This window comes from Azospirillum oryzae (genome assembly GCF_008364795.1).
In the GTDB taxonomy this organism is placed as follows: Bacteria; Pseudomonadota; Alphaproteobacteria; order Azospirillales; family Azospirillaceae; genus Azospirillum; species Azospirillum oryzae.
The window spans coordinates 1,005,084-1,019,799 of the sequence record NZ_VTTM01000001.1 but is presented as its reverse complement, the minus strand read 5'-3'; the positions used below and the strand labels follow the sequence as shown (position 1 = coordinate 1,019,799).

Annotated in this window: 12 protein-coding genes; 4 read left to right on the top strand and 8 right to left on the bottom strand. The window is 67.6% G+C overall.

The window, feature by feature from the left end:
• The first annotated feature begins 176 nt into the window (after window positions 1-176).
• The 3 genes from FZ938_RS04870 to FZ938_RS04860 all read left to right on the top strand — a co-directional run bounded on the left by FZ938_RS04870 (window position 177) and on the right by FZ938_RS04860 (window position 3,882).
• Complete coding sequence (locus tag FZ938_RS04870; RefSeq protein ID WP_149197700.1) at window positions 177-1,565, top strand: bifunctional enoyl-CoA hydratase/phosphate acetyltransferase; 1,389 nt, start codon at window positions 177-179, stop codon at window positions 1,563-1,565.
• Window positions 1,566-1,579: 14 nt separating this feature from the next.
• On the top strand, window positions 1,580-2,764 hold the full coding sequence (locus FZ938_RS04865; protein WP_149197476.1) for an acetate/propionate family kinase: 1,185 nt from the start codon (window positions 1,580-1,582) through the stop codon (window positions 2,762-2,764).
• 227 nt (window positions 2,765-2,991) lie between these two features.
• A complete protein-coding gene (locus FZ938_RS04860) occupies window positions 2,992-3,882 on the top strand; it encodes a LysR family transcriptional regulator (RefSeq protein WP_149197475.1) in 891 nt (296 codons plus the stop codon).
• Window positions 3,883-3,942: 60 nt separating this feature from the next.
• On the opposite strand, the gene FZ938_RS04855 is transcribed toward FZ938_RS04860, so the two are convergent.
• From FZ938_RS04855 to pgi, 3 genes are all read right to left on the bottom strand, one after another.
• A complete protein-coding gene (locus FZ938_RS04855) occupies window positions 3,943-4,761 on the bottom strand; it encodes a hypothetical protein (RefSeq protein ID WP_149197474.1) in 819 nt (272 codons plus the stop codon).
• A 252-nt stretch (window positions 4,762-5,013) separates the two neighbouring features.
• Window positions 5,014-5,268: a hypothetical protein gene (locus tag FZ938_RS04850; RefSeq protein ID WP_149197473.1), complete on the bottom strand. Its 255-nt coding sequence runs from the start codon at window positions 5,266-5,268 to the stop codon at window positions 5,014-5,016.
• A gap of 151 nt (window positions 5,269-5,419) precedes the next feature.
• On the bottom strand, window positions 5,420-7,072 hold the full coding sequence (gene pgi, locus FZ938_RS04845; protein WP_149197472.1) for a glucose-6-phosphate isomerase: 1,653 nt from the start codon (window positions 7,070-7,072) through the stop codon (window positions 5,420-5,422).
• A 204-nt stretch (window positions 7,073-7,276) separates the two neighbouring features.
• Here pgi and FZ938_RS30435 point away from each other — a divergent pair, with 204 nt between their 5' ends.
• The gene (locus tag FZ938_RS30435) at window positions 7,277-7,444 is read left to right on the top strand and encodes a hypothetical protein (RefSeq protein ID WP_174757332.1); all 168 of its coding nucleotides are present in this window, start codon (window positions 7,277-7,279) and stop codon (window positions 7,442-7,444) included.
• Between the two features lie 79 nt (window positions 7,445-7,523).
• On the opposite strand, the gene FZ938_RS04840 is transcribed toward FZ938_RS30435, so the two are convergent.
• From FZ938_RS04840 to ileS, 5 genes are all read right to left on the bottom strand, one after another.
• Window positions 7,524-8,891 (bottom strand): M16 family metallopeptidase, encoded by a 1,368-nt coding sequence (locus tag FZ938_RS04840; protein ID WP_149197471.1) that lies wholly within the window; start codon window positions 8,889-8,891, stop codon window positions 7,524-7,526.
• A 2-nt stretch (window positions 8,892-8,893) separates the two neighbouring features.
• The gene (locus FZ938_RS04835) at window positions 8,894-10,291 is read right to left on the bottom strand and encodes a M16 family metallopeptidase (RefSeq protein ID WP_149197470.1); all 1,398 of its coding nucleotides are present in this window, start codon (window positions 10,289-10,291) and stop codon (window positions 8,894-8,896) included.
• A gap of 123 nt (window positions 10,292-10,414) precedes the next feature.
• Window positions 10,415-11,020 carry a DUF3035 domain-containing protein gene (locus FZ938_RS04830; RefSeq protein ID WP_149197469.1) on the bottom strand — a complete coding sequence of 202 codons (606 nt, stop codon included), beginning with the start codon at window positions 11,018-11,020 and terminating at the stop codon, window positions 10,415-10,417.
• A 106-nt stretch (window positions 11,021-11,126) separates the two neighbouring features.
• Window positions 11,127-11,630, bottom strand: coding sequence for a signal peptidase II (lspA, locus tag FZ938_RS04825; protein WP_149197468.1), 504 nt, complete (start codon window positions 11,628-11,630; stop codon window positions 11,127-11,129).
• A gap of 208 nt (window positions 11,631-11,838) precedes the next feature.
• Window positions 11,839-14,670, bottom strand: coding sequence for an isoleucine--tRNA ligase (gene ileS, locus FZ938_RS04815; protein WP_149197467.1), 2,832 nt, complete (start codon window positions 14,668-14,670; stop codon window positions 11,839-11,841).
• Window positions 14,671-14,716: the final 46 nt, after the last annotated feature.

Sequence of the window (14,716 nt, the reverse complement as noted above, 5' to 3'; positions counted from 1 at the left end):
GGGCATCCGTTCCGGTCACCGGCATTCGGGCTTCCGCCGCCTCGGGGCGGGGCCCGTTGGTCGGGCGCCGCGATCCTTTTCAGGAGCATTCTAGTATGGACACCGCCATCGCCGCTCTCTCCGCCGCCCCGGCGGGTCGCAGCGGCCTCGTTCCGACCGGCAAGAACGGCAGCCCCATGATCGAAAACGTCACGTTCGAGGAAATCCACATCGGCCAGCAGGCGAGCCTGTCGCGCCGCCTGACCATGTCCGACATCGAGCTGTTCGCGACGGTGTCCGGCGATCTCAACCCGTCCCATGTCGACGAGGATTACGCCGTCGACCACAAGGTGGTCGGGCATGGCATGTGGTCGGGCTCGCTGATCTCCGCCGTTCTCGGCACCCTGCTGCCCGGCCCCGGCACCGTCTATGTCGGCCAGGATCTGCGGTTCGAGCGTCCGGTCCTGCTGGGCGACATCGTCACCGTGACGGTCACCGCCAAGTCCAAGGATGCGGCGCGCAAGACGGTCGTCTTCGACTGCCTCGCCGCCAACCAGGACGGCAAGACTGTGGCGACCGGCATCGCCGAGGTGATCGCCCCGACCGAGAAGGTCCGCCGCGCTGCCGCGGAACTGCCGCAGGTGCAGGTGATCCGCCATGACGGCCACGAGTTGATGCTGAAGAAGTGCGAGTCGCTGCCGCCGGTGCCGACCGCCGTCGTTCATCCCTGCGACGAAAGCTCGCTGCGCGGCGCCGTCGAGGCGGCGGAAGCCAACCTGATCGACCCGGTTCTGGTCGGTCCGGAAGCCAAGATCCGCTCCGTCGCCGAGACCTTCGGCCTGGACATCTCCCGTTACCGCATCGTCGACGTCGCCCACAGCCATGCCTCCGCCGAGACCGGCGTGCGGCTCGCCCGCATCGGCGAGTGCGAGGCGGTGATGAAGGGCAGCCTGCACACCGACGAACTGATGGGCGAGGTCGTGCGGAAGGAGACGGGCCTGCGCACCGGCCGTCGCCTCAGCCACGTCTTCGTCATGAACGTCCCGACCTACCCGCGTCCGCTGCTGATCACCGATGCGGCGATCAACATCTACCCGACGCTGGAGGACAAGGTCAGCATCGTGCAGAACGCCATCGACCTCGCCAAGGTGCTGGGGGTCGAGGTGCCGCGCGTCGCCATCCTGTCGGCGGTCGAGACCATCAACACCAAGATCCCCTCGACGCTGGAAGCCGCCGCGCTGTGCAAGATGGCCGATCGCGGCCAGATCACCGGCGGCATCCTCGACGGCCCGCTGGCCTTCGACAACGCCATCAGCCGCGAGGCCGCCATCACCAAGGGCATCAAGTCCGAGGTGGCCGGTCAGGCCGACATCCTGCTGGTCCCCGACCTCGAAGCCGGCAACATGCTGGCCAAGCAGCTGTCCTTCCTGGCCCATGCGGACGCCGCCGGCATCGTGCTGGGCGCCCGCGTGCCGATCATCCTGACCAGCCGCGCCGACAATGTGCGCACCCGTCTGGCGTCCTGTGCCGTGGCCGTCCTGTCGGCCGCCGCCCGCCGCCGTGGCGCCGCCGCCGCGGCCGAGTGAGAAAGCCCGACGCCATGTCCAACGCGATCCTCGTCATCAATGCCGGCTCCTCCAGCCTGAAATTCTCGGTGTTCCGGGATCATGGCGGCGGGGATCCGGTGGTCACCGTCAACGGCCAGATCTCGGGCATCGGCACCCAGCCGGAGTTCGAGGCCAAGGATGCCCAGCGCCGCCCGCTCGCCGAGAAGAGCTGGGGCGCTGGTGAACCCAGCGACCGCACGGCGTTGCTGTCCTACCTGCTCGACTGGATCGAGGAGAGGCTGGAGGGGGCGACGCTGATCGCCGCCGGCCACCGGGTGGTGCATGGCGGCGTCCGCCACGCCGCCCCGGTGCTGCTGACTTCCGCCGTGCTGGACGAGCTGGACGGTCTGGTGCCGCTGGCTCCGCTGCACCAGCCGCACAACCTCGCAGCCATCCGCGCGCTGGCGGAGGCGCATCCGGAGCTGCCGCAGGTCGCCTGCTTCGACACCGCCTTCCACCGCAACCAGCCCTGGCAGGCACAGACCTTCGCCATCCCGCGCGAACTGACGGAGGAGGGCGTGCGCCGCTACGGCTTCCACGGCCTGTCCTACGAGTACATCTCCCGCCGTCTGCCGGAAATCGCGCCGGAACTGAGCGACTCGCGGGTGGTCGTCGCCCATCTCGGCAGCGGCGCCAGCATGTGCGCCATCCATGGCGGGCGCAGCGTCGACAGCACCATGGGCTTCACCGCCCTGGATGGCCTGCCGATGGGCACCCGCTGCGGCACCATCGACCCCGGCGTGCTGATCTACCTGATGCGCAAGGGCATGGATGCCGGCGCCATCGAAAAGCTGCTCTACAACAAGTCCGGCCTGCTCGGCGTGTCCGGCATCTCCAACGACATGCGCGCCCTGCTGGAGAGCAGCGACCCGCATGCCCAGGAGGCGGTGGAGCTGTTCTGCTTCCGCATCGCCAAGGAGACAGGCGCGCTGGCCGCCTCGATGGGTGGGGTGGACGCCGTGGTGTTCACGGCGGGCATCGGCGAACGCTCCGCCCCGGTGCGGGCGCGGGTCGGCGACAAGCTGGCCTGGATGGGTGTCGAGATCGATGCGGCGGCGAATGAGGCCAACGCTGCGAAGATTTCGGCCCCCGGCAGCCGCCTGCCGGTCTACGTCGTCCCGACCGACGAGGAACGGATGATCGCCCTGCACACCCGCAAGGTGCTGACGGGGCGGTGAGTGTTTTTGGGTGGGGGTATCGGCTGACGATGCCCCCACCCTGACCCTCCCCCGCTGGGCAGGGGAGGGGATTGGATTTTTTGTCGGCGTTCGGCGGCAGTCCCTCCCCCGCCCAGCGGGGGAGGATGGGTGGGGGTCTAACTCATCCGCCCTCACATCCCCCTGGAGCCCACCCCCCATTCAGTGCTAGCACGCCCCCAGACACCCAGCATTCGTCCGGGGAGCCCGTGGTCCGCCCCTATCTGCCTTTGAACGCCCTGCGCGCCTTCGAGGCGTCGGCGCGGCACCTCAGTTTCACCCGCGCCGCCATCGAGCTGTGCGTGACCCAGGCCGCCGTCAGTCATCAGGTCAAGCTGCTGGAGGAGCGGCTGGGCGCCAGCCTGTTCCACCGCCTGCCGCGCGGCCTCGCCCTGACCGACGAGGGGCGGGCGCTGCTGCCGACGCTGGAGGAGGCGTTCGACCGCATCGGCGGCTTGCTCGACCAGTTCGAGGGCGGGCGGTTCCGCGAGGTGCTGACGGTCGGCGCGGTCGGCACTTTCGCCGTCGGCTGGCTGCTGCCGAGGCTGTCTCGCTTCCGTGAGGCGCATCCCTTCGTCGACCTGCGCCTGTCCACCAACAACAACCGCGTCGACATCGCGGCGGAGGGGCTGGACTACGCCATCCGCTTCGGCGACGGCGCCTGGCACGGCACCGACGCAGTCCGGCTGTTCGACGCGCCTCTGTCGGTTCTGTGCGCGCCGGAGATCGCCCGCCGCCTGCGCGAACCGGCCGATGTCGGGCGCGAGACCCTGCTGCGTTCCTACCGGTCGGACGAATGGCCGGGCTGGTTCGCCGCCGCCGGGGTCGAGCCGTCGGCGATGCCGCCGGTCAAGGGGCCGGTCTTCGACTCCTCCTCGCTGATGGTGGAGGTGGCGATCCAGGGGGCGGGGGTGGCGCTGGCCCCTGTGTCGATGTTCCGCCGGCCGCTGGCGCTGGGCCTGATCGAGCAGCCCTTCGCCGTCACCGTCTGCAAGGGCGCCTATTGGCTGACCTCACTGAAGTCGCGGCCGGAGACGCCGACCATGCGCGCCTTCCGCGACTGGCTGTTCGCCATGGTCGCGGAAGATGCGGCAGCTTGAGAGGGCAGGGTGAAAGCACGACGTCGGACTACAGCCGACGTCGCTCCCGGCCGCCCTGTTTTATTGGCTACCGGTGCCGCTCTCGGCCAAGCCGGGCAAGTAGCGGCCGACCGCCTTGACGATTGCCAGCGCTGAAGTCGCGAAATCGTCCATACCGACGGAACGGATCGCGGCGGCGACTCTCGCGTTCTGCCCTGCGCCGCCATCGGTGACCGCGAACATGCTGGCATCATCTCCGCCGTTGGGCGACAGCAGCTTGGCCAGCGCGCCGCCATTCCGCGGGTCATCAAACCGTACCAGCGTCATGGACTCCGGTGCGATTCTGGTGGAACGGTTGAACGCGACATCCAGCTTTTGGCCAAACCGTGGATCCTGCCGGTCGGTGATGCTCAACCCGATGAAGCCTGTATCAGCCTTGCGGTCCTCTGCAGTTGCTCCCGCCTCGCTCTCGCCGGCCTCTGCCAGCACGGACGGCAGTTTGGGCTTGGCGATTCCCCGGCTGGTGGCGACGGCGTCCATCATGGCCGTCCCTGCCCCGACGGAGGTGATCGAGATGCTGTCGGATAAGCCGAAGGCGGCGCGAAATGCGTCGGCGGCCTTTCCCATATAGTCGCTTGTCTCACTGGCCCAATCCGACATTGCCGGAATTGCGCTGCCGACGCGTCGGATCTCCTGATCACGTTCCGCCGATAGGGCTGTCGGTTGTTCACGCCCCATTGTTCGGCGCGCAGCATCGGACAGATCCACGATATCCATAAGGGGCGGGCGCGGGGGAGCCTGAGAAGCGACGGTGGACGAAGCGCGCGCAGGTAACTCGGTGGGCTTGACCATGCCGGTGGTTGCGTCGAGCAGAATCTGCGACCCAATGATCTTCGTCATCTCACAGCCTCTCGGTGCGTCATTCTAATGGTATGCACGAGAAGCTGGTGCAGCAAGAACTTTGCGCATCTTTATGACAATATTGCTTTGATAAGTTAGTCTTCTAAGCTTGCTTCTTAACCCAATATACTTTCAAAGGTTCGGATATTTGCCTATTCATCAATTGTTTGGGAGCCGATGCATCGGCCACCACACCGTTCTTCCGCGACCGGCTGTTCGCCATGGTCGCGGAAGACGGCACCGACCGAGGGGTCAGGACAGCGTGACCCGGCGCGGCGCCTGCTGCCGCTCTTCCCGCCGCTGCCAGAAGCGCAGGCGCAGGCGTGGGGCCATGAACCAGGCGATGGGGGCCGCCAGCAGGATGCTGAGGATCACCACGGTCGGCATCAGCGTCATCGCCCGCTCGGAAAAGCTGGGTATGCCGAGGACCAAAACGGTGCCGATGCCGAAGACCACACCCTGGATCATGCCGTAGATCAGGATGGAGAGGCGCAAGCGTGTGGACATTGGGTCGCTCCGGTTGTGAGGGTTGGTGCAAAGACCGTTTCCCTCTTCAACCGTGGCGTGGCGGCGATGTTGCGAACGCTATCGGGGGAAGGCTATCCCGCCCGATTGCGTTCGCACACATACAATTATTCGGCGTAAGCTGCGCCGTTCCTCAGCGGTGCGCCCGCCACCACGCCATCAGCCCGGTGGTGGAGCTGTCATGCGCGCCCTCGGCCGGGCCGCTCTCCATCTCCGGCAGGATGGTGTTGGCCAACTGCTTGCCCAGCTCGACGCCCCATTGGTCGAAGCTGTTGATGTCCCAGACGATGCCCTGGACGAAGACCTTGTGCTCGTACAGCGCGATCAGGGCGCCCAGCGTCGCCGGGGTCAGGCTCTCGATCAGGATGGTGTTGGACGGGCGGTTGCCGGGGAAGACGCGATGGGGGACCAGCGCCTCCACCTCGTCCGCCGGCTTGCCGGCTTTGGTCATTTCCGCCCGCACCTCGTCGGCGGTCTTGCCGCGCATCAGCGCTTCGGCCTGGGCGAAGACGTTGGACAGCAGGATGCGGTGATGGGCGCCGGCCTCCGCCCCGATCGGGTTGTGGGTGGTCGCCGCCGCGATGAAGTCGCAGGGGATCAGCGAGGTGCCCTGGTGGATCAGCTGGTAGAAGGCGTGCTGGCCGTTGGTGCCGGGCTCGCCGAACAGCACCGGGCCGGTCTGGTAATCCACCGGCTCGCCGCCGCGGGTCACCGACTTGCCGTTGCTCTCCATGTCCAGCTGCTGGAGATAGGCGGGGAAACGATGCAGATACTGGTCGTAGGGCAGCACCGCGTAGGAGGAGGCGTCCCAGAAATTGCGGTACCAGACGCCGAGCAGCCCCATCAACACCGGCATGTTGCGCTCCAGAGGCGCGGTGCGGAAATGCTCGTCCATCGCATGGGCGCCGGCCAGCAGCTCGGCGAAGCGCTCCGGCCCGATGGCGATCATGATCGGCAGGCCGATGGCCGACCACAGCGAATAGCGTCCGCCGACCCAATCCCAGAAGCCGAACATGTTGGCCGGGTCGATGCCGAACTTGCGCACCTCGGCCTCGTTGGTGGAGACGGCGACGAAATGCTTGGCGACATGCGCCTCGTCCTTCGCCGATTCCAGGAACCAGCGGCGGGCGGAATGGGCGTTGGTCAGCGTCTCCTGCGTCGTGAAGGTCTTTGAGGCGATGACGAACAGCGTCGTCTCCGGATCCAGCCACTTCAGCTGTTCGGCCAGATGGGTGCCGTCGACGTTGGAGACGAAATGCAGCGCCACATGGGCATGGGCGAAGGGCTTCAGCGCCTCCGTCGCCATCACAGGCCCGAGGTCGGAACCGCCGATGCCGATGTTCACCACGTCGGTGATCGGCTGGCCGGTGTAGCCGCGCCACTCGCCGTCGCGCACCGAAGTGGCGAAGGCGTCCATCCGCTCCAGCACGGCGCGGACGGCCGGCATCACGTCGCGGCCATCGACCGTCACGGCGCGGTCGGAGCGGTTGCGCAGCGCGGTGTGCAGGACCGCGCGCTTTTCCGTCAGGTTGATCGGCTCGCCGCCGAACATGCGGGCGCGGGCGCCCTCCACATCCTGCTGGCGGGCAAGGTCGAGCAGCAGGCCGACCGTGTCCTGGGTGATGCGGTTCTTCGAATAGTCGAGGAACAGGCCCGCGGCCTCCATCGAGAAGGCTTTGAACCGGCCGGGATCGGCGGCGAACAGGTCGCGCATGTGCGTGCCGGCCATATCCTGGCGGTGGCGGGCGAGAGCGGCCCAGGCGGGGGAGCGGGTCAGCGCGGTCATGATGCTTTGGACTCCTTGACGTCAGCGGTCCTTTGACGCGGCCCATCTGCGGGGCGTGGGGAGCCTAACACCGACCGTCGGTGACGGCCACGGGCCAAAATGCGGCGGTTGGTGCAGCTTATCGGCCTATGCGGGGCAGCCAGAGGTGCAACCGGACGGCGGACGGATTGTTGTGACTGTCAGGAAACGCCACAGGAGGAAGCCATGTCGGACAAGCCGATTACTCCGCCCTTGGAAGAGCGGGAGGAGCAACGCGACCGCGACGACGCCGCGCGGCCGGATCAGGTCGGGATCATTCCGGGCAAGGTGCCGGGGCATCCCGTCGATCCTAGTGATCCGCGCTTTCCGGGGAGCCAGCCGGATTTGGCGTGAGGTGGGAAAGTTAGACCCCCACCCTGACCCTCCCCCGCCCAGCGGGGGGAGGTTAGGTGGGGGCACTCGAAGCCTACACTCAACTCCCGCCGTCGATCGTCCGCGTCGGCGAGACGCCGTCCGGCTTGCCGACCAGCACGGTCAGCAGCTTGGCCGGGTCGAGCAGGCGCTGGGCGACGCGCTTGATGTCGGCCTGGGTCACCGCGTTGATGTAGCGGTCGCGCTGGTTCAGGTAATCGATGCCCAGATTGTCGCGCTTCACCTGCAGCAGGATGCGGGCGATGGCCTGGGTCGAGCCGAGTTGCAGCGGGAAGGAGCCGGTCAGGTAGGTCTTGGCGTCGGCCATCTCCTGGTCGGTCAGCCCGTCCTTCGCCATGCGCGCCCATTCCTGCCGCATGATGTCGAGCGCCTGACCCGCCTTGGCGTTCACGGTGGAGCCGCTGGCCATCACCAGCGCCGCATGGTCCATCGGGATCAGATAGCTGTAGACGCCATAGCTGAGGCCGCGCTTCTCCCGTACCTCTTCCATCAGGCGTGACCCGAAACCGCCGCCGCCCAGCACGTAATTCATCACCGTGGCGGCATACCAGTCGGGATCGTCGCGCTTCACCCCCGGCTGACCCATCAGCATCACCGTCTGGGCGGTCGGTCGCGGCAGCAGGATGGTCTGGCCCAGACCGGACATCGTCACGTCGGGAATGGGCGGCACCTCGGCCTTCGCCGGCAGGCCCCCGAACACCTTGTCGAGCGCCTTGCCGAGATCCTCCGGCGAGATGTCGCCGGTGGCTGCCACCACCAGCCGATCGCGGCCGAACTGCCCCTTCACGAAGCGGCGGAGGTCGTCAGGCGTGATGGTCGGCAAGCTGTCCAGCGTGCCGCGGATCTCGTCGCCATAGGGATGGTTGGGGAAGGCGGTGGCGTAGAACTGGCGCCGTGCGACGTAGTTGGGGTCGGCGAGATCGCGCCTCAGGCTGGCGGTGATCGAGGCGCGCATGCGGTCCAGGGACTCGGGCGCGAAATGCGGGTCGGTCAGGGACAGGCGGGTCAGTTCCAGCGCCTCGTCGCGGTGCTCGGTCAGGGTGCGCATCGACCCGCTGAAGCCGTCGCGCCCGGCATCGAAGCCAAGCGCGATGGCTTTGTCCTGCAGCCGCGCCTGGAACGCCTGCGAATCATACGGCCCGGCCCCCTCGTCCAGCATCGTGGAGGTCAGGTTCGCCAGCCCCTCCTTACCCTTGGGGTCGATGCCGCCGGCGCCTTCGAAGGCCCATTCCAGCGCCAGAACCGGAACCTTGTGGTCCTCGACCAGCCACGCCTCGATCCCGCCGGGGCTGACCACACGCTTGATGTCCATCGCGTGGGCAGGCAGGGCGCCAGGGAGGGCGACGGCGACAATGGCGAGGAAGAACGCGGCGATGCCCGACCGCATGGAAATGTGACGCACGCTCATCCTCAACTGTCCTTTCCGGTCGGGGGCAGCAGCAGGCCGGTGACGTGGTTGGTCTGGCTCAGCACGGCGCGGGCGGCGGCGTTGACCTGATCGGCGGTGACGGCGTCGATGCGCACCGGCCAGCTTTCCACGTCGTCGATGCTCTGGCCGGTGGCGAGCGCCGCGCCCAGCGTCTGGGCCGGCCCGGTCAGGCTGTCGCGGGCATAGGCCGCGGCGGCCAGCATGCGCTTGCGGGCGGTGGCGACCTCCTCCTCCGTCACGCCGGACTTCATCAGCTTGTCGATTTCCGTCCACAGCGCCGATTCGAGCTTCTCCATCGGCACCCCGGCGGCCGGGCTGGCGCCGACGCTGAGCGTCGCCATGTCCCAGGCGGTCGGGCCGTAGCCGAGCCAGGCCGAGGTGGCGAGCTTCTGGTCCACCACCAGACTGCGGTAGAGGCGCGACGTGGTGCCGCCGCTCATGATCTCGGACAGCACCTGCAGTGCGTAAGCCTGATGGTCGGGATCGAGGCGGTAGGACGGCGCTGTCCAGATGCGACGGACCGACGGTTGCCGCACCTCCTCGTCACGCAGAACCACCTGCCGGGAGGAGGTGAGCGGCGGCTCGGTCACGCGCTTGCGCTCCGGCACCGGGCGGGCCGGAATGGCGCCGTAATAGCGTTCCGCCAGCGGCTTCAGCTCCGCCGCCGTGACGTCGCCGGACACCACCAGGATGGCGTTGTTGGGCGTGTACCACGTCTTGTAGAAATGCTCCGCCATCTCCCGCGTCAGGGTCGACATCTCCTGCGGCCAGCCGATCACCGGGGTGCCGTAGGGGTGATGGACGAACATGGTGGCGTTGATCTGCTCGCCGATCCGGTCGGCCGGTTCGTTCTCGATGCGCTGGCGCCGCTCTTCGATGATGACGTCGCGTTCGGGATAGACCACCGCGTCGGTCAGCTTCAGGTTGGCCATGCGGTCGGCCTCCATCCGCATCACCATCTCCAGCCGGTCGCGGGCGACGTTCTGGTAATAGGCGGTGTAGTCGTAGCTGGTGAAGGCGTTGTCGCGCCCGCCATTCTTGGCGACGATCCGGCTGAACTCGCCGGGCGGGATGACGTCCGTTCCCTTGAACATCAGGTGTTCCAGGAAGTGCGCGATGCCGGATTGGCCGCGTTCCTCGTCGGCGGCGCCCACCTTGTACCAGACCATGTGGGTCACGACCGGCACACGATGGTTGGGGATCACCACCACCTGCATGCCGTTGGACAGGCTGAAGCTCTCGGGGAAGAACACCCCCTTTTCCGCCGCATGGGCGGACAGTGCGGCGAGTGGCGTCGGCGCCAGAGGGGCCGCGACGGTCATCGTCAGGGCCAGGAGACCAGCCGCGGCAAGGCGGCGGGCGGATAGGACGGCAGGCATGAGGGCTCCCGGATCAGGAGGTCCGAATCGAAAGGGCGCCCTTCGTTGGGAAGGGCGCCCCCGGAAACTGGTGTGATGTCGTGCCTTGGACAAGGCTGAAACAGCGGTCCGAATGGCCGTCGCTTAGAACAGGCCTTCCAGCGGCGCCTTGCGCTTGCGCTCGATCGTCGGGGTGGCGGCACCGTCCAGCGACTTGCCCTGGGCCTGGGCCTCGCGCAGGCGCTGCTGCTCCTTGGCCGGGTCGACCAGCGAGTAGGGCTGTTCCTGCTTCTGCCAGAACAGCAGCGAATCGATCCAGCTCTTGTCGGCGATGATCAGCTGGGTGGTTTCCTGATCGACCTTGGCGCGGATGTTCGGGTCGATGCCGTCGCGGGACGAGGCCTGGGCGACCAGCGAGCGTTCGCCGGTCGATTCGCCGGCCGCCTTGCCGGTGCGGCGCGCGGCGCCACCGAACACGGCACCGGCCGCCGTCTGGGTCGGCGTGCTGTCCTGCGGGCGGGCGGCGCCGGGGCGCGGCTTCGGCAGGTCCTGCATGCTGGGCGGCAGGGTCAGCGGAGCGCGGGAAACGACGGCGAATTCGTCGGGGCTCTGGCGGTCGAGACCGATGGACCGGCGCACATCCGAGCAGCCGGAGAGGGCCATCGCCGCAAGCGCCAGCCCGATGAGCGGAAGCCGCACCACGGGAAGCCGATTCCGGGTGGAGGAGAGGGCGGAGGAGATGCTGGTCACGTTCGGAAGATCCCGTCGTCTGTCACGTCGTAGCGACCCGGCCCGAAGGTCGGGACCGCATGGTCAGCGCTCGCCGGCGGTTATAACGCCACCGGCGACGGAACTCTTACGACTTTTCGCGGCCCGCGAACAGTCCGTCGATCAACAGCAGCACCACGCCGACGCTGATTCCGCTGTCGGCCACGTTGAAGGCCCAGAAATGCCAGCCGGCGAGATGGAAATCGAGGAAGTCGACCACCGCGCCGTGCATCAGCCGGTCGACGACATTGCCCACCGCCCCGCCGATGATGAAGCCGAGCGCCAGCGCGATCAGCCGCCGTTCGGCCTGCCGCAGCCAGAAGACCAGGCAGACGGCGATCACCGCGGCGATGGCGCTGAGGATATAGGGCATCAGCGCCCCGCCGCCGGCGAAGGTGCCGAAGCTGACGCCGTAGTTCCACACCAGCACGAGGTTGAAGAAGGACGTCACCTCGATGACATGCGGCACCGGCTGCATGACCTGTTCGAGGATCCACCATTTGCTGCCCTGGTCGAGCACGACCACCACCACGGCGACGATCAGCCCGAACAGCCAGTAGGAGCGGGATTGGTTGGCGACGAAGGCGTTCATGCGGCCACAGATCTTTCCTCTCCCCTCTGGGGAGAGAGCCGGGGTGAGGGGGATGCGCGGCGAGGGGCGTCCGGCAGGCGGAACCCCCTCATCCTAACCCTCTCCCCGCTTTCGGCAGACCGGAGGTCTGCCTGTCGCGTCAGCGCAAACGAAGTTTGCGCGAAAGCGGGGGGGAGAGGGGATAGGACCGCAATTGTGACGGCTGGCCTCATGCCACCGCGTCGGAGCAGCGGATGCACAGCGTCGGGTGGTCGGCGACCGTGCCGACTTCCTCCAGGACCTTCCAGCAGCGCTCGCACTTTTCGCCTTCGGCCAGCGCCGGGGCGACGGCGATGCCGGGGATGTCGGGCAGGGTGAAGGCACCCTCCGGGGCCGCGGCGTCCGTCACTTCGATGGCGGAGGTGATACAGACGTCCTGGAAATCCACGTCGGCCAACAGGGCCTTGGTCGCCGAGTCGACGTAGACCGTCGGGTCGGCCTGCAGCGACGAGCCGATGGTCTTGTTGGCGCGCTCAAGCTCCAGCGCGCCGGTGACGACGCGGCGGACGTTGCGCACCGACTCCCACTTCGCGGCGAGAGCGTCGTTGCGCCATTCCGCCGGGACCTCCGGGAAGCCGCGCAGATGCACGCTTTCCTCGGTCCAGCTGAGACCGTCGGGACGGGCCAGCCAAGCTTCCTCGGCGGTGAAGCAGAGAATCGGGGCGAGCCAGGCGGTCAGGGTGGAGAAAAGATGCTCCATCACCGTCCGCACCGACCGGCGGCGCACCGAATCGACCGGGTCGCAATAGAGGCTGTCCTTGCGGACATCGAAGTAGAAGGCCGACAGTTCCACCGCACAGAAGTTGTGCAGCGCCACGAACAGGGCGTGGAAGTCGTAGGCCTCGACCTTCTCGCGGACCAGCGCATCCAGTTCCGACAGGCGGTGCAGGACCCAGCGCTCCAGCTCCGGCATCTGGGCGGCGTCGATCCGCTCGGCCGGGGTGTAATCGGCCAGCGCGCCCAGCAGGTAACGCAGCGTGTTGCGCAGGCGGCGGTACAGGTCGGCCTGGGTCTTGATGATCTCCTTGCCGATGCGGAGATCCTCCGAATAGTCGGAGTTGATGATCCACAGGCGCAGGATGTCGGCGCCATACTGGTCGCAGACCTCCTGCGGGGCCACCACGTTGCCCAGCGACTTGGACATCTTGCGGCCCTGCTCGTCGAGCACGAAGCCGTGGGTCAGCACCGCGTTGTAGGGCGCCCGGCCGCGCGTGCCGCAGCTTTCCAGCAGCGAGGAGTGGAACCAGCCGCGATGCTGGTCGGAGCCTTCCAGATAGAGGTCGGCCGGCCAGGCCAGCTCCTCCAGCCGCTGCTCCAGCACGAAGGCGTGCGAGGAGCCCGACTCGAACCAGACGTCGACGATGTCCCGGACCTGCTCGAACTCGTCGGCGGAGTAGGCGTTGCCGAGGAAGTCCTGCGGGTCGCGGGCGAACCAGGCGTCGGCACCCTCCTGCTGGAAGATGTCGGCGATGCGGGCGAACACCGCCTCGTCGCGCAGGATCTCGCCGGTCGACTTGCGGACGAACAGCGCGATCGGCACGCCCCAGGCGCGCTGGCGGCTGATGCACCAGTCGGGGCGGCTCTCGATCATCGAGCGGATGCGGTTCTCGCCCTGCGTCGGGACCCAGCGGGTGTCGGAGATCGCCTGCAGCGCCACCTTGCGCAGATCGTTCGTCTCCATCGAGATGAACCACTGCGGCGTGGTGCGGAAGATCAGCGGCGCCTTGGAGCGCCAGCTGTGCGGATAGCTGTGCTTGATCCGGTTGCTGGCGAGCAGCGACCCGGCTTCCTCGAACGCTTCCAGCACCGCCTTGTTCGCCGGACCGGGCTTGCCCTGGTCGGTGTAGACGGCCAGCCCGGCGAACAGCGGCACATGGGCGTAATAGCGCCCGTCCTCGCCCACCGTCTGCGGCACCTCGATGCCGTTGGCCTGACCCAGACGGAAGTCGTCCTCGCCATGGCCGGGGGCAATGTGGACGAAGCCCGAACCGGCGTCGGTGGTGACGAAGTCGCCGGCCAGCAGCGGCACCTTGAAGTCGTAGCCCTTGCCGTTCAGCGGATGGCGGCAGTAGGTGCCGGCGAGGCGGGAGCCGGGGAAGCGGTGCAACTGCTTCCACTCGGTGACGCCGGCCTCCTTCAGCACGCCCTCGGCCACGCCGGTGGCGAGCACCAGACGCTCGCCGACCACGGCCTTGCTGCCTTCGGCGACGGCGGTCACCTTGAAGGTCGCGTATTCGATCTCGTCGCCATAGGCGATGGCGCGGTTGGCCGGCAGGGTCCAGGGGGTGGTCGTCCAGATGACGATGCTGGCCTCGTCCACCTCCGGCGCCGACGACCCCCAGACGGGGAAGCGGGCGAAGACGGTGGTGGAGGTGTGGTCGTGGTATTCCACCTCGGCGTCGGCGAGCGCGGTCTTCTCGACCACCGACCACATCACCGGCTTGAAGCCCTTGTAGAGGCCGCCGTTCACTGCAAACTTGTGGATCTCGCGGACGATCTGCGCCTCGGCCGGGAAGGTCATGGTGGCGTAGGGGTGCTTCCAGTCGCCTTCCACGCCCAGACGGCGGAACTCGGCGGCCTGGATGCCGACCCACTCCTCGGCGAACTGGCGGCATTCAGCGCGGAACTGGATGAGCGGCACGTCATCCTTGTTCTTGCCGGCCTTGCGGTACTTCTCCTCGATCTTCCACTCGATGGGCAGGCCGTGGCAGTCCCAGCCGGGGACATAGTCGGCGTCGAAGCCCTGCATCTGGCGGAAGCGGACGATGACGTCCTTCAGGATCTTGTTGACGGCGTGGCCGATGTGGATGTTGCCGTTGGCATAGGGCGGGCCGTCGTGCAGCACGAACTTCTTCCGGCCCTTGGCGGCGGTGCGGAGCTTGCCGAACAGGTCCATCTCGGCCCAGCGCTTCAGCAGCTCGGGCTCCTTGGTCGGCAGGCCGCCGCGCATGGGGAAGTCGGTGCGCGGCAGGAAGACGGTCGATTTGTAATCGCGGGTCATATCGGATCCCTGGGGGAAGGCGTCACCATCGGGCGGCTGGTTCCTG

Coding starts and splice junctions, on each gene's coding strand:
- FZ938_RS30435 (WP_174757332.1), top strand. CDS start 7,277: ATGTCGGACAAGCCGATTACTCCGCCCTTGGAAGAGCGGGAGGAGCAA.
- FZ938_RS04850 (WP_149197473.1), bottom strand. CDS start 5,268: ATGTCCACACGCTTGCGCCTCTCCATCCTGATCTACGGCATGATCCAG.
- FZ938_RS04855 (WP_149197474.1), bottom strand. CDS start 4,761: ATGACGAAGATCATTGGGTCGCAGATTCTGCTCGACGCAACCACCGGC.
- lspA (WP_149197468.1), bottom strand. CDS start 11,630: ATGAACGCCTTCGTCGCCAACCAATCCCGCTCCTACTGGCTGTTCGGG.
- pgi (WP_149197472.1), bottom strand. CDS start 7,072: ATGACCGCGCTGACCCGCTCCCCCGCCTGGGCCGCTCTCGCCCGCCAC.
- FZ938_RS04835 (WP_149197470.1), bottom strand. CDS start 10,291: ATGCCTGCCGTCCTATCCGCCCGCCGCCTTGCCGCGGCTGGTCTCCTG.
- ileS (WP_149197467.1), bottom strand. CDS start 14,670: ATGACCCGCGATTACAAATCGACCGTCTTCCTGCCGCGCACCGACTTC.
- FZ938_RS04840 (WP_149197471.1), bottom strand. CDS start 8,891: ATGAGCGTGCGTCACATTTCCATGCGGTCGGGCATCGCCGCGTTCTTC.
- FZ938_RS04865 (WP_149197476.1), top strand. CDS start 1,580: ATGTCCAACGCGATCCTCGTCATCAATGCCGGCTCCTCCAGCCTGAAA.
- FZ938_RS04870 (WP_149197700.1), top strand. CDS start 177: ATGATCGAAAACGTCACGTTCGAGGAAATCCACATCGGCCAGCAGGCG.